Here is a 13,652-nt window from a genome sequence, read left to right as displayed (position 1 = left end):
CAGTGCGTTGATTTGCGCAGCCTCTGGCTGTACCTGTCCGGGAACAAGAGTGGCCAATGGCTGTGATCGCGAAAATCCTCGTCTTCGCCGGCTCGGTGCGCAGCGGCGCCTTCAGCGGCAGGACCGCCGATGTGGCGCAGAAGGAGCTGGCCATGCAAGGCGCCGAGGTGACGCGCATTTCGCTGGCCGACTATCCGCTGCCGATCATCGACGAGGACCTCGAAAAGGAAAAAGGCGTTCCCGACAACGCCGTGAAGCTCGGCCGGCTGATCGCCGCCCATGACGGGCTGCTGATCGCGACGCCGGAATATAATGGCTCGATCCCGCCACTGCTCAAGAACACGATCGACTGGGTAAGCCGGGTGCGCCTCGATGGCGGCTGGCCGGTGAGGCCATTTGTCGGCAAGGTCGCCGGCCTGTGCTCGTCTTCGAACGGACATTTCGCCGGGATCCGCTGCATCAACCATCTGCGCGCCGTGCTGGTGCGCTGCCAGCTGGAGATGGTGACGCCGGAATGCTCGGTATCCGATGGCGGCAGTGCCTTCGACGGCGACGGCAATTTCAGGGATGATAGACTGACCAAATCGATGGAGCACCTATGCCGCACGCTGATCGAAACCTCGCGCATGCTATCGACCCGGACCGGGGCATGATTTCCACAGCCATGCAGGCCCATACCATGAGAGACAGGCTGATCGTCGGCCTCGACGTGCCGACGGTGAAAGAGGCCGAACAGGCGGTGCGCGAACTCGACGGCGTCGTCTCCTTCTACAAGATCGGCTATCAGTTGGCCTTCGCCGGCGGGCTCGACTTCGCCAGGGAGTTGGCCAGCGGCGGCACCAGAATCTTCCTCGACATGAAGCTGCTCGACATCGACCACACGGTGGCCAAGGGTGTCGAGAACATCGTGCGCATGGGCATGACCATGCTGACCATCCACGCCTATCCCAAGGCGATGCGGGCCGCGGTGGAGGCCGCCAGGGGCAGCGACCTGTGCCTGCTGGCGGTCAGCGTGCTGACCTCGATGGACGAGCAGGACGTGATCGACGCCGGCTATGAATATGACCCGCACACGCTGGTGCTGAGGCGCGCCGAACAGGCGCTGCATGCAGGCATGGGCGGCGTCGTCTGCTCGGCCGAGGAGGCGGAAGCGGTGCGCCGCATCGTCGGACCCGACCTGGCGGTGGTGACACCGGGGATACGGCCCAAGGGCAGCGACCATGGCGACCAGAAACGCGTGGTGACGCCCGGCCAGGCGATCCGCAACGGCTCCAGCCATCTTGTTGTGGGCCGGCCAATCGTGGCGGCAAGCGACAGGCGCGCGGCGGCGGAAGCCATACTGGAAGAGATGCGCGCCGCGTAACGAGGAGAAGAAAATGCCCAAGGGATACTGGATAGCCCGCGTCGATGTGCGCGACGCCGAAGGCTACAAGGACTATGTCGCTGCCGCCAAGCTCGCTTTCGACCGTTTCGACGTGAAGTTCCTTGCCCGTGGCGGTGAGCATGAAAAGGCCGAGGGGCCTGGCCGCGCCCGCAATGTCATTATCGAGTTCGAATCGCTCAGCGCGGCGCACGATTGCTACCACTCGCCGGAGTACCAGCGCGCCGTGGCCATCCGTCAGAAAGTAGCCGATGGCGAGATCGTGCTGGTCGAGGGTATCTGACGCGCGAAGCTGCTCTGCTCAGTGCGGCGCTTCCTCCTGCGCCAGCACCTCCAGTTGATGGCGGTGCCCCGACAGCTCATAGCCGACAACGGTGACGGCCGGCGCTAGCGTGAGTAAGATGAGGCAGACCGCCATGTCGACGCCGGCAAGGGCGGCGATGATGGCAAGTGCGACGACCGCAGCCGTTCCCGCCAGCAGCCAGACATGGAGGGGATCGAAGCGCTGGACGAGATAATAATACAGCGCGTAGATCGCCCCCAGGAACACGCCTAGCGGAATGGCGACCGAGAGCAGGGTCGCTACCGGGCCGATATGGGCCTTGTGCTCGATGAAATAGGCCGCGACATGCAGCCCGGCGCCGGTGGCGACGATGGCCGCCACGATCAGCATCTGGCCATAGCCCCAGACAAAAGAGCGATTGCGGTGCTGGTGCAGCACTGTCCCCGAGGGCAGCATGTAATAGACCCACCACATGCCGAAGGTGAGACCCATTCCGGCAATGCCGATCAAGGCGGCATCGAGGTTCCAGCCCTGCTCCTCGACCACGGCCGACAGCGTCGCCAGCGTGCCGACCACCCCTTCGCCCAGCGCGATGATGGCGAAGAGGCTGTAGCGCTCGGCGACGTGATGCGCGTGCCAGGGCGTGCCGCCATCCCGGCGTTCGGCGATGACCGGTCCGGCAAGCTCGATGAGAAGCAGGACCGCGCCGAAAGCCAGGCTCGTCGCCAGCGAGAAATCGACCAGGATCTGCACCACCCAGCCGATCTGGGCGATCGCGATGGCGATGGCATAGGTGAGACAGGCACGCCGCCGCCCAGGGTCCTGCCGCGCCGCGCGCAGCCATTGGAAGATCATGGCGACGCGCATGATGACGTAGCCCAGCACCATCACCGAATTGTTGAGGTGTTCGCCATGCTCGATCGAGGCGAACATGCGCGGCAGGCCGATGGCCAGCACCAGCACGCCGATCATCTGCACCATGGTGACGAGGCGGAAGATCCAATCGTCGGTGTCATAGGCGGAGGAAAACCAGGAGAAATTGATCCACGCCCAGCAGATCGCGAAGCTGGCAAAGCCGAAGCCGATCAGCGCCGCCGCGTAGTGGCCCTCGGCCAAGGCATGCGCCAGTTGCGACGAGGCAAGGCTGAAGGCGGTGACGAAGGTCAGATCGAACAGCAGCTCGAGCGGCGTGGCGACGCGATGCGCCTCATGCGGATCGCGCCCGGCCATGCGCCTTATGTGATGATGGAGGGAGCTTGCTGGTGTGCTCATCGCGCGGCCTTGCCTGAGGACTGTCCCGCGACACTAAAGGTGGAGCAAAAGCCGTCAAGGCGCGGTAGGTCGTGCCGGTCCCCGCGGCCTTTCAGATCGCCTGTCGGTTCAGTCGGTTCGCCGCCGTCTCGGCAACCGCATCGGCCAGCGTCATGCTCCATTGCAGCCGGCAATAGGCGCGGAAATCGAAGCAGGGCAGGCCGGGACAGACCTCGAACTCGATGAGGTGGGCATGATCGGTGGCCTCGACCCTGAAATCGATGGAAAACACGTCGCGCAGGCCAAGTCCGCTGACCAGCCGCTCGGCGATGCGGCGGATGGTTGCCGCGGCTGCCGGCTGGGTGTCGGCAACCGCCTCCAGCACCGGCTCGCTGTATAGTCCAGCCGCCTTGGCGGCCTCGCCGGTGTCGCCGTAAAGCGCCATCGAGTCCGCCATGGTCTGGAAATCGCCGCCGGAGTCGACGAACGCAATGCCGAGCGCTTCCGCCCCGGCATCCGTTTGCAGCCCAAGGAAGCTGGCGCGGACATTGCGACCGCCGACATAGGGCTGGACGACGACATCGTCGCGATAAGCGGCATAGACCCGCCGGCTAAGCTCCAGCGCATGGGCCAGGTCGTTGCAGCGTGAATCCGGCCAGATGCCTACCTTAGAGCCGAGCCGGTTCGGCTTGACGAACCAGCCGGCTTCCGAAGCTGGCGGGGCGGCCAGCCAGCGGCCGTCGCGGGCCAGGCCTGCCTGCGGCGCCGGCAGGCCGAGCGCGCAAAGCACGGCGCCGGAGCGGAACTTGTCCTGGCAAAGCGCGAACAGCGCATCGTCGGCTCCGATGGTTCTAAGCCCATTCAGCCTGGCAAGTGCGGGCGCTGCAGCACCGCGGAAATAGGCAATGCCGTCGGTCAGCGTCCAGACAAGCGTGGTTGCGGGATCGGCCTTCGCCAGCGCGCTTGACGCATCGTCGAGTGCAACCGGCATGAAGGCGAGGCCGCGCCGCCCGCAAGCGGCGGTGATTTCATCGAATTCGGGCGCGAGATCGGTCGATTGCGCCAGATAGGACGAGATTTCCAAGGCACGCTCGGCAGGAAAACCATCGGCGACCAGCCTGTCGAAACAGGCCTTTTCAGGCTCGTAGACGAGGATCAAGGTCGGGCGCGGCATGGGTCAAAGCTTCTCGGTGATGCAGCCACACCATCGCACGGCCAATGCGATCGGCTTGCGCGAAATCGACCCGCGCCCGCCGCCTGCACGACAACCGGTACGCTCAGGCGATCAGCACGCGCGGCTCGAAGCGGCCGTTGACGGGGATGTCGAGCAGGAAGGTCATGCCGGCCTGTGGGTCGAGCTTGCGCTGCTTGTCGTCCTTGCCTTTCCAGGCCGAGGTCACCGCCAGCCGATCGGCCTTGGCGCCGACAAAGGCCGGGCACGAGGACTGCCCCGCCGGCACGGCAATCTCGCGCAACAATGTGCCGTCCGGCGCATAAGCCTTCACTGCCTTGCCGCCCCAGACCGCGTTCCACAGCACGCCGTCACGGTCGACAACCGAGCCGTCGACATAGCCCCGCGACGAGCGATGGTCGACGAACACTTTGGACTCGCCGACCGGCAGGCCCGTCGCCGGATCGCAGGCGACGCGCATCAACAGGCCGGTCGCGGTATCGGTGTAGTAGGCGATCGTTCCATCCTGCGAGAAACAGATCGAGTTCGACACGGTGATGCCGGTGTAAAGCGTGCGCAATTCGCCCTTGAAGAACCAGTAGATGGCGCCCGCGCCCTTCTCCTCACCCTTGCCCATCGTGCCGACCCAGAAGGCGCCACAAGGGTGGACGCGCGAATCGTTGGAGCGGGTCAGCGCATTGTCGGCCTCGATGGGCGTATGCAGCGTCAGCTTGCCGGTCGAGACGTCGCGGACATGCAGGCCGGTCTCGGTGGCGATGAGCTGGCGATGGTCGTCGATGATGGCGATGGCGCTGGCCATCTGGCCGAGGTCGTGGACCTTCAGCGCGCCGGAAGCGACGCCCTGCTCCAGCAGAAGGCCGTTGACGATGTCGAACCAGAACAGCGTATCGGTGGCGGGATCGTAGCTCGGCCCCTCGCCGAGTTCGCAGACATGGTCCGAGAAAACCGAAACGTTTTCCATCATGCCGCTCCGCCGAAGGCCGCATCCCAGGCCGTCACCGCCGCCTGCGCGCGCGAGGCCACCTCGTCGACGCTCATGCCGGGTTTGAACAGGCTGGAGCCAAGACCAAAAGCAGTCACCCCAGCGGCTTTGTAGCCGGCAAAGTCTTTGTCGGAAACGCCGCCGACGGCGCCGACCACGGTATCGGCCGGCAGCACGGCCCGCATCGCCGAAATGCCGCTAGGCCCGAGCACGCTTGCCGGGAAGAATTTGAGCGCCGAAGCCCCAAGCCTAATCGCCTGAAAAGCTTCGGTGGGGGTGAACACGCCTGGCATCGTCACCATGCCATGGTGCATGGCGCGGGCCATGACGTCGGCATCGATGTTGGGGCTGACCAGCAAGCGCCCGCCGGCCTTGGCCAAGGTGTCGACATCGGCTGAAGTCAGCACCGTGCCGGCGCCGACCAGCGCTGTCTTGGGCAAAGCGGTGACAATGCTGGCGATCGATGAAAACGGTTCCGGCGAATTGAGCGGCACCTCGATGGCTTCGATGCCGGCGTCAAACAGCGCCTGGCCGATGGCAACCGCCTCGCTGGGTTTGAGGCCGCGCAGAATGGCGACAAGACCACGCTTGAGCTTCGGGAAGGGTGCGGTCTGGGTCACGCTATCACTCCACTCTGGTGAGTCATTTGGCGATCATGCCATTTTCTCGCGCCGCCTCGATAAGGCCGGCACGCACCGCCTCGTCGGCGTCGACCGTCCTGACGGCAAGCGCTGCAAGGTCGAGCGCCTGGCGGTAGAGGGCTGCTAGCGACCCCGAGGCGACCAGCACGATTGCAGTGGTGCTTTCGCCATAGCGGCGGCCCGCCGAGGCGATCTCGCCGCCGATCAGCAGGCCGGACAGGCAAGCGGCGGCATCGTCGGCCTTGAGGTCCTGCAGCAGGCCGGCGGCGCGGATCGAGAACAGCCGCGAGGTGACATCGCCGCCCTCGGCCAAAGCCTTGCGGCACCATTCCTGGAAGGAGGGATTGTCCGGAATGACCGGCTTCGGGCTCTCGCCCAGCGAATGGCGCAGGATCGAGTGAGTGGCCAGCACCGAAAACAGCTCGCCGGTCGGCCAGGTGCAGAAGCCGTCGACCGCGCCGTCTTCGACCAGAACCCATTTCGAATGGGTGCCGGGCATGCAGACGAGATGGCGACCTTTTGCCGGCAAACCGGCGCCGGCAAGCTGGGTTTCCTCGCCGCGCATTACATCCGGCGCATCTTCCAGGCGCTGCGCCAGGCCAGGCACGATGCGGATGTCGCGGCTCTGGCCGGGAATGCGGGCGGCCCCCGCGAGGATGGCACTGAGCGGCGCCGGCACGGTGATGTAAGGCGCTTCCAGCCAACCCTGGCGCGAGCCGGCCATGCCGCAGATGATGACTGGCAGTGTGTCAGGCGCGCCGAGCGCCGCGAGATGGCCTTCGAGGATGGTCGAAAAGCCTTTTTGCTGCGCGGTGATCAGCCCATCATCGCCGCGACGCTCGGCAAGCACCCCGCCCGCCTCGTCGACCAGCCAGACCCGCATGCGGGTCGTGCCCCAGTCGACGGCGGCGACTGCCGGCGTGCCTTTTGCCGGATTTTGATTCACCGGGCTCACAGGAAACCCCCGTCGACGATCAACATCTGCGCCGTCAGCATACGCGAGGCGTCGGAGGCCAGGAACAGCACCGTGCCGACGATGTCGTCGGGCTGCATGACCTGCTTGATGCTTTGCTTGGCGACATGGGCGGCGAGCCCCTGCTCGGTGACCCAGAGTTCCCGCTGCCGCTCGGTGATCACCCAGCCCGGCGCAATCGCATTGACGCGGATGCCATCGACCCCAAGCTTGCCGGCGAGACCTTTGGTGAGGCCGAGTATGCCGGCCTTGGCGGCGGTGTAGGCCGGCATATCGGGGTGGTTGATGAGATAGGAGGTTGAGGTGAAGTTGATGATCGAACCGCCGCCGGCCCGCTTCATGCCCGGCGCCACCGCCTGTGCGGTGAAGAAATGCGGGCGCAGATTGACGGCGAGATTGTTGTCCCAGAACTCGACGGTAACGTCAGCGACGTCGTGGCGTTCGTCCCAGGCGGCATTGTTGACCAGCACGGTGACGTCGCCATGTGCCTCAGCCGCTTTGGCGGCCGAAGCGCGCAACGCCTCGACGTCGCGCAAATCGGTCTTGAGGTAGAGCGGTCGCCGGCCAAGTTCTTTTTCGACGCGGTCGGCAAGCAGCGTGCTTGGGCCATCGGCGATGTCGATGAAGGCGACATGGGCGCCCTGGCGAACGAAGCCCTCGGTCAGTGCCGCACCAATTCCGGAACCGCCGCCGGTGATCAGCACCGAGGCTCCCCTGAGGTCGGCAAAATCCGCCGATGGCATCATATCTTCATCTCCCGGTCCGGTCGGCGCGCATCCTATCCAGCCAAGTCCGGGGAGCAAGGGCGAAAACGGCGATTTGATTGGCTTATGTCAGACAAAAGGCCGCAAGATGGCGGCCACAGTCGATCTTGGCTCGCGCCGCTGACTTGCTCGACGCAGGCCAGACCGCCGGTCAGACTGCCTTGGCGTAGAGGGCGCCGCGATAGGAATCGCGGAGGTAGCCGAGCGTGGCGTCGGCATCGACCGGTTTGCCGAAGAGATAGCCCTGGCCGCCGGCGCAGCCGAACTGAACGAGGCGGTCGGCCTGCGCCTCCTCCTCGATGCCTTCGGCGACGACATCCATGCCGAGCCCTTCGCACATGGCCAGAATGGCGCGGATGATGTGTTCCGACGGTCGGTCGTCGAGGATCGAGGAGACGAAGGCGCGGTCGATCTTGAGCTTGTCGAAATGGAATTCGCGCAAGCGGCCGAGCGAGGACTGGCCGGTGCCGAAATCGTCGAGCGAGACTCGGATGCCGACGCGACGCAGGTCCTCGACGATCTTCTCGGCCGAGGCCGGATCGTTCATCAGGCCGGTTTCGGTGATCTCGATCTCCAGCCGTCGCGGATCGAAGCCGGTGCGGTCGAGGATCGACAATATGTGCAGGCCAGTGTTCTGGTCGACGAGCTGCGAGGGCGACAGGTTGAAGGACAGGAACAGGTCCTTCGGCCAGCTGCGCGCCGCTTCGGCCGCCTTGCGCAGCACCAGCTGCGACAGCGGGCCGATGATGCCGCGCTCTTCGGCGATGGGGATGAACACGGTCGGCGGGACGACGCCGAGGTCGCGATCGGTCCAGCGCGCCAGCGTCTCGAAGCCGATGGTGCGGCGGGTGGTCAGATCGACGATGGGCTGGAAATGCGGCTCGACCTCACCGGCCGAGACGGCGCGGCGCAGCGCCTGTTCGATGCGGGTGACGCGCTTGGCCGCCTCTTCCATTTCGCGGGTGTAGACGACGACGCGGCCACGGCCCGAACGCTTGGCGTGGTAGAGCGCCGTTTCGGCCTTGTTGACGAGGATTTCCGTGGTTTCGTCGCCGGAATAAAAGAGCGAGCAGCCGACCGAGGCCGAAAGCCTGGCGGTGCGTTCGCCGACATCGTAGGGCGCCGACAGGATTTCGATCATCATGCGCGACTTCTCGGCCGCCGCCTCCTCCGAGAACACCATCGGGTAGAGGAAGGCGAATTCGTCGGCGCCGATGCGGCAGACAGTAGAGTGGCTGTCCATCGAGGCGCGCAGCCGCATCGCCACCTGGATCAATATGTCGTCGCCGGCCTTGTGGCCGAACAGATCGTTGATCGGCTTGAAGCCGTCGAGGTCGAGAATGCCGACCGTGAACGGCGCGGGATCGTCTGCACGGTCGCTGATCAGGCGATCGACCTTGTCGAAGAAGCGGCGATGGTTGCCAAGCCCGGTCAGCGCATCGGTGAACGCCAGATCCGAGTTTTCCCTGCTTGCCTGCCCGGTGCCAAACGTCGTTTGCATCGGTATCCCTGTTTGTGACGCCCGAAATTTAGGCTGAGACTGGCAGCAAAGCGTTTAGGAAGCGTATCGCGAAATCGATTTTTCGCTGGCGAATGATGCTTTAGCGGACGCGGTAGAGTTCGACCGGGGTTCCGCGCGTTTCGGCCACCGGTTCGAGCCAATCGGGGACGCTTCCCTGCATCAGCCTGGCCAGGAAGCCTTGCGGCGCCTTGGCGGCAAGCATCTTGCTTTCGGCGCTGCCGCGGCAGAGCGCCATCAGGCCGACGTGGTGAGCCGCCGCGATCGTCCTCGCCTGGTCCGCCGATCCGAGGAAGGCATCGAGCGCAAGCAGGTCGCCGGCGATGTTGCGATGATAGGGGCCGGCAAAGACGCGGTGCCCGGAATAGGCCAGGATGGGCGAGCCGAGATTGGAAATGGCAAGCACCGTGGTGTCCGGCAGCCGGGCCAACGCCGCGAAGGAGGCCTTGCGCTCGCAGGACGGATCGCTGTCGGTGTCCTGTGCCTCGACCGAGACCTTGTTGGCCTCGAACACGCTCGACGTCGCGGCGGCAGCGCCGGCCCAGACGGCATTCACCGACACCACCCAGACCGCCGCCATGCGCAGCGATACGCTGCGCGCAGGGCTGATCCTCGCCCGTTCGCGCCAGCTTGCGATCCAGGCCGACAGCGGGATGACGGCAAAGGCGATCGAGAATGTCGAGCCGCGGACCTGCCAGGCGCTGACGATGAAGGCGCCGACCAGCAAGGCGCCGACGAGGCTGTCCTGGCGGCGCCATGGTCCGCGCAGGCGAAGCGCCATCAGCGCGATCGCCACCAGCGGCGTGACATAGCGCGCCGCCAGCGAGGCCGGCTCGCTGGCGGCAATACTGAACAGCGACTGCGCCTCGTCGATGTGATCGAGCCACAATTCCTTGAGGCGCGGATCGAGAGTTGCGTAGGGAGCCGCAAGGCATTGCGGAAACAGCGCCGCGACAACGGCGCCCAGCACAAGCGCGAGCAGGCCGAGCGAAATCAGGCGGCGTCCGGCCGTGCCGTTGGACACCTTGAGCGACGTCACGGCGGCAAGGCCCAGTCCGGCGATTGCCGCGACGACGAATTGTACGGCCGAGAAGGCATCGCACTGCGCCTGGCCCCAGGCCGATGGCGGGATGGTGCTGACGAAGACCAGGGCTGAAACGCCGGCAAAGCCGAGACCGAAATCCCTGGCGATCCGGCGTTCGCCGCCGGGATCGACGACGAACAGCAAAGCGATGCAGGCGCCGATGGTGGCGACATAGGGCGCGGTTTCCATGCCGACGGCCAGCGTCAGGGCCGCACACAGCCCGGAAATCAGCGCCGCCCAGCGACGCGCCGGCGCCTCGAGCAGCAGGCTGAGGCTGGCCATGGTCAGCGTCAGCTGGACATTGTGATGATCGAGCGCACCCGGCAAGAAAATGCCGATGAAATGCAGCGCCGCCGCGCCGATAACGACCGCCGGCAGCACCGCGCCGACGCCGGCGAAGCTGCGCGCCGCACGGGCGAGGAAGAACACCGCCAGGCAAAACAGCAGCGCCGGCCACAGCACCTGCGCGATCGCTTCGGCCATGGCCATGCTGCCGGTCAGCGCCGAGGCGGCGAGGATGATGGCGGCGAGCGGTGCGTCGACCAGCCGCGACCAGTGCATGACGAAACCGCCTTCCGGCCCCATCCTGTACTGATGCAGGTCGAACCAGCCCTGGCCGGCCAGCATGTCGCGAACCTCGACCAGCCGCAGCAGGCTGTCATTGTCGCCGCCGGCATTGCTCAATTCGCGAAAGCCCGTGGCGGCATTGACAGCCAGCACCACCAGCATGGCAAGCAGCGCCAGCGTCATATCGGACTTCCAGGAGGAAGCACCCGCCTTGGCTGCGTTCATCATCATGACCTTCGTCGGAAAGACTGCGGCCTTAAACCTAGCCTTAACAGCTTCAATAAATAGTAAAGTCGCCTGAGCGAGGCCGCATATGAGCGCGGCCGGAGGCTCCGCCGGGTGTCGGGAGACGGAAATGCCGCACGAAGTCCGCCATGAGCCGGCCATTGCCGTGCTCCTGCCTTGCTACAATGAGGAACTGACCATCACCGAGGTGGTGCGGCGCTTTCGCGAGACGCTGCCATCGGCCGAGATCTATGTCTATGACAACAATTCCAGGGATTTGACCGCGCTCAAGGCGCGCGCAGCGGGCGCCATCGTCGTCCGCGAGCCGCGCCAGGGCAAGGGCAATGTCGTGCGGCGCATGTTCGCCGACATCGATGCGGACATCTATCTGATGGCCGATGGCGACGGCACCTATGCGCCGGAAGATGCCTCGCTGCTGATCAACATCCTGCAGACCGAGCGCTGCGACATGGTGGTTGGCACCAGGCGCGGCGTCACCGACGATGCCGGCCGTTCCGGCCATGCCTTCGGCAACCGCATCTTCAACAGCCTCTACAAGCGGCTGTTCGGCGCCGACTTCACCGACATCTTCTCCGGCTACCGCGTCTTCTCGAGGCGTTTCGTCAAGAGCTTTCCCGCGGTTTCCGGCGGCTTCGAGATCGAGACCGAAATGTCGGTGCATGCCTCGCAGCTCAAACTGCCGGTGAGCGAGATCGCGCTCGATTATGGCCGCCGGCCTGAGGGATCGTCGTCGAAGCTGTCGACCTATCGCGACGGCGCCAGGATCCTGTGGATGTTCGCCATGCTGATGAAGGAAACGCAGCCGCTGCGCTTCTTCGGCGCCTTCGCGATTTTCTTCCTGGCGTCGAGCCTTGCCCTGATGACGCCGGTGCTGATCGAATTCGCCCAGACCGGCCTCGTGCCGCGCATGCCGACCTGGGTGCTGTCGGTCGGCCTGCTGCTGCTCTCGATGCTTGCGATGGTGACCGGACTGATCATCGATTCGGTATCGCGCGGACGCGCCGAGCAGAAGCGCATTTTCTATCTCTCCGTCCCGTCGGGCCGGGTCGAACGGCGCGAACGCACGAGCGAAACAGCGAAGGCCGAACCGGGCAAGACGCCCCGGGCCGCCTGAGGCCGTGAGCCGGCTCGCCCGCTTCGTCCTGGCCGGCGGCGTTGGTTTCGTCGCCGATGCCGCGGTGCTCTGGCTGCTCTTGGCGGTGACGCCGCTCGGTCCCTTCGTCGCCCGTGTCCTGTCGATCGGCTTTGCGCTGTGCGTCACCTGGCAGATCAACCGGCACCTGACCTTTTCGCCGTCGAGCCGCGGCGTGGCGCAGGAGGGCGCGCGCTATGGCGGCGTCGGTATCGCCACCAGCATTGTCAACTATCTCGTCTACTGCGCCATCCTGTTCGCGCTGCCGGCAATGCCGCCGCTGGCGGCACTTGCCGTCGCCTCGCTGGTCGCCATGGCGCTGTCCTTCCTCGGTTACTCCCGGCTGGTCTTCGACCGGTAAAGGTCTGGGCCAAGCAAGCGCGATTGGCAGAAGCCGCCAAGTTCCGTATATCGGCGACTTGCCTTGCCGCAATTCCGGACGGAAAACCGCTACGCACTTTTCCTGGACTTGCTCGACCCGCTGGAGACCAGAAGATGCCCCTGAAGATCGCCGTCCAGATGGACCATGTCTCCACCGTCTCGATCGGCGGCGACACGTCCTTTGCGCTGTCGCTGGAGGCGCAGCGGCGCGGCCACCAATTGTTCCACTACACGCCCGACCGGCTGTCGATGCTGGGCGGCAAGGTGTTTGCCCGCATCGAAGAGATGAAGCTCCGCGACGAGAAGGGCAATCATTATACGCTGGGCGACAAGGTGCGCACCGACCTGTCGGAGATGGATGTGATCCTGCTGCGCCAGGATCCGCCCTTCGACATGAATTACATCACCACCACGCATATTCTGGAGCGCATTCACCCGAAGACATTGGTCGTCAACGACCCGGCCTGGGTGCGCAACAGCCCGGAAAAGATCTTCGTCACCGAATTCCCCGATCTGATGCCGGAAACGCTGATCACCAAGGATCCCCAGGAGGTCGCCGCCTTCCGCAAGGAGTTCGGCGACATCATCGTCAAGCCGCTCTACGGAAATGGCGGCGCCGGCATCTTCCATCTCAAGGAGGATGACCGCAACCTCGCCTCGCTGCTCGAAATGTTCGCCCAGCTGTCACGCGAGCCCTATATCGTTCAGCGTTATCTCAAGGACGTGCGCAAGGGCGACAAGCGCATCATCCTGATCGACGGCGAAGCGGTCGGCGCCATCAACCGCGTGCCGGCCGACCACGACTCGCGCTCCAACATGCATGTCGGCGGCCGCGCCGAAAAGACCGAGCTGACGGAACGCGAACGCGAAATCTGCGCCCGCATCGGCCCGTCGCTGAAAGAGCGCGGCTTCATCCTGGTCGGCATCGACGTGATCGGCGACTACATGACCGAGATCAACGTGACCTCGCCAACCGGCGTGCGCGAAGTGCAACGCTTTGGTGGCGCGGATATCGCCAGCCTGTTCTGGGACGCGGTAGAGGCGAAGCGGCGGAATTTGGCCGCGTAGTGTGCGTTGCTACGGAGGACTTTGGTGGGTCCAGAGAAGCATCGAAAGATGCTCTTTATCGGGTAAGACTGCCGAGCAAGCGGCTCATCAAATCGAACTATGTCCCGGAAGCGCCGAGGCCTCAGTTTCGGAGGAAGGAGACCGATAAGTCTGGTCTGCAATTTTCGCTGTGGTGTTGCCCAGTCTTT

At 65.0% G+C, this 13,652-nt stretch carries 14 protein-coding genes; 6 read left to right on the top strand and 8 right to left on the bottom strand.

From position 1 onward, the window contains the following. Positions 1–56: 56 nt before the first annotated feature. From X727_RS146370 to X727_RS146380, 3 genes are read left to right on the top strand one after another with little or no spacing between them, the layout of a single operon-like run. Positions 57–653: an NADPH-dependent FMN reductase gene (locus X727_RS146370; RefSeq protein WP_023701964.1), complete on the top strand. Its 597-nt coding sequence runs from the start codon at positions 57–59 to the stop codon at positions 651–653. Further along, a complete protein-coding gene (pyrF, locus tag X727_RS146375) occupies positions 650–1,363 on the top strand; it encodes an orotidine-5'-phosphate decarboxylase (RefSeq protein WP_023701963.1) in 714 nt (237 codons plus the stop codon). The genes X727_RS146370 and pyrF overlap by 4 nt, the downstream gene beginning before the upstream one ends. 13 nt (positions 1,364–1,376) lie before the next feature. Next, the gene (locus X727_RS146380) at positions 1,377–1,664 is read left to right on the top strand and encodes a DUF1330 domain-containing protein (RefSeq protein WP_023681317.1); all 288 of its coding nucleotides are present in this window, start codon (positions 1,377–1,379) and stop codon (positions 1,662–1,664) included. An 18-nt stretch (positions 1,665–1,682) separates the two neighbouring features. Here X727_RS146380 and X727_RS146385 read toward each other — a convergent pair whose 3' ends face one another. The 8 genes from X727_RS146385 to X727_RS146420 all read right to left on the bottom strand — a co-directional run bounded on the left by X727_RS146385 (position 1,683) and on the right by X727_RS146420 (position 10,862). Beyond that, positions 1,683–2,936: a low temperature requirement protein A gene (locus X727_RS146385; RefSeq protein ID WP_027049051.1), complete on the bottom strand. Its 1,254-nt coding sequence runs from the start codon at positions 2,934–2,936 to the stop codon at positions 1,683–1,685. A gap of 91 nt (positions 2,937–3,027) precedes the next feature. Further along, positions 3,028–4,089 carry a hypothetical protein gene (locus X727_RS146390; RefSeq protein WP_023814537.1) on the bottom strand — a complete coding sequence of 354 codons (1,062 nt, stop codon included), beginning with the start codon at positions 4,087–4,089 and terminating at the stop codon, positions 3,028–3,030. Positions 4,090–4,192: 103 nt separating this feature from the next. Then, positions 4,193–5,068 carry an SMP-30/gluconolactonase/LRE family protein gene (locus tag X727_RS146395; RefSeq protein WP_196814867.1) on the bottom strand — a complete coding sequence of 292 codons (876 nt, stop codon included), beginning with the start codon at positions 5,066–5,068 and terminating at the stop codon, positions 4,193–4,195. Beyond that, positions 5,068–5,709: a 2-dehydro-3-deoxy-6-phosphogalactonate aldolase gene (locus X727_RS146400; RefSeq protein WP_023755350.1), complete on the bottom strand. Its 642-nt coding sequence runs from the start codon at positions 5,707–5,709 to the stop codon at positions 5,068–5,070. Before X727_RS146400 ends, X727_RS146395 begins: the two co-directional genes overlap by 1 nt. A 22-nt stretch (positions 5,710–5,731) precedes the next feature. Beyond that, positions 5,732–6,676, bottom strand: coding sequence for a 2-dehydro-3-deoxygalactonokinase (locus X727_RS146405; protein ID WP_027049049.1), 945 nt, complete (start codon positions 6,674–6,676; stop codon positions 5,732–5,734). Between the two features lie 5 nt (positions 6,677–6,681). After that, positions 6,682–7,449: an SDR family oxidoreductase gene (locus X727_RS146410; protein WP_023755348.1), complete on the bottom strand. Its 768-nt coding sequence runs from the start codon at positions 7,447–7,449 to the stop codon at positions 6,682–6,684. Positions 7,450–7,618: 169 nt separating this feature from the next. Then, on the bottom strand, positions 7,619–8,968 hold the full coding sequence (locus tag X727_RS146415; protein ID WP_023673185.1) for an EAL domain-containing protein: 1,350 nt from the start codon (positions 8,966–8,968) through the stop codon (positions 7,619–7,621). Positions 8,969–9,068: 100 nt separating this feature from the next. Further along, positions 9,069–10,862, bottom strand: coding sequence for a hypothetical protein (locus X727_RS146420; RefSeq protein WP_031198343.1), 1,794 nt, complete (start codon positions 10,860–10,862; stop codon positions 9,069–9,071). A 130-nt stretch (positions 10,863–10,992) separates the two neighbouring features. On the opposite strand from X727_RS146420, the gene X727_RS146425 reads away from it, so the two are divergent. The 3 genes from X727_RS146425 (at position 10,993) to gshB (ending at position 13,464) form a co-directional block, all read left to right on the top strand. Then, positions 10,993–11,997: a glycosyltransferase gene (locus X727_RS146425; protein WP_023834582.1), complete on the top strand. Its 1,005-nt coding sequence runs from the start codon at positions 10,993–10,995 to the stop codon at positions 11,995–11,997. 4 nt (positions 11,998–12,001) lie between these two features. Continuing rightward, complete coding sequence (locus X727_RS146430) at positions 12,002–12,376, top strand: GtrA family protein (RefSeq protein WP_023681308.1); 375 nt, start codon at positions 12,002–12,004, stop codon at positions 12,374–12,376. Between the two features lie 134 nt (positions 12,377–12,510). Next, complete coding sequence (gene gshB / locus X727_RS146435; RefSeq protein ID WP_023834581.1) at positions 12,511–13,464, top strand: glutathione synthase; 954 nt, start codon at positions 12,511–12,513, stop codon at positions 13,462–13,464. Positions 13,465–13,652 lie beyond the last annotated feature (188 nt).

It is taken from the genome of Mesorhizobium sp. L103C105A0, from assembly GCF_000502215.1.
In the GTDB taxonomy this organism is placed as follows: Bacteria; Pseudomonadota; Alphaproteobacteria; order Rhizobiales; family Rhizobiaceae; genus Mesorhizobium.
This window is presented reverse-complemented; position numbering and strand designations above follow the sequence as displayed.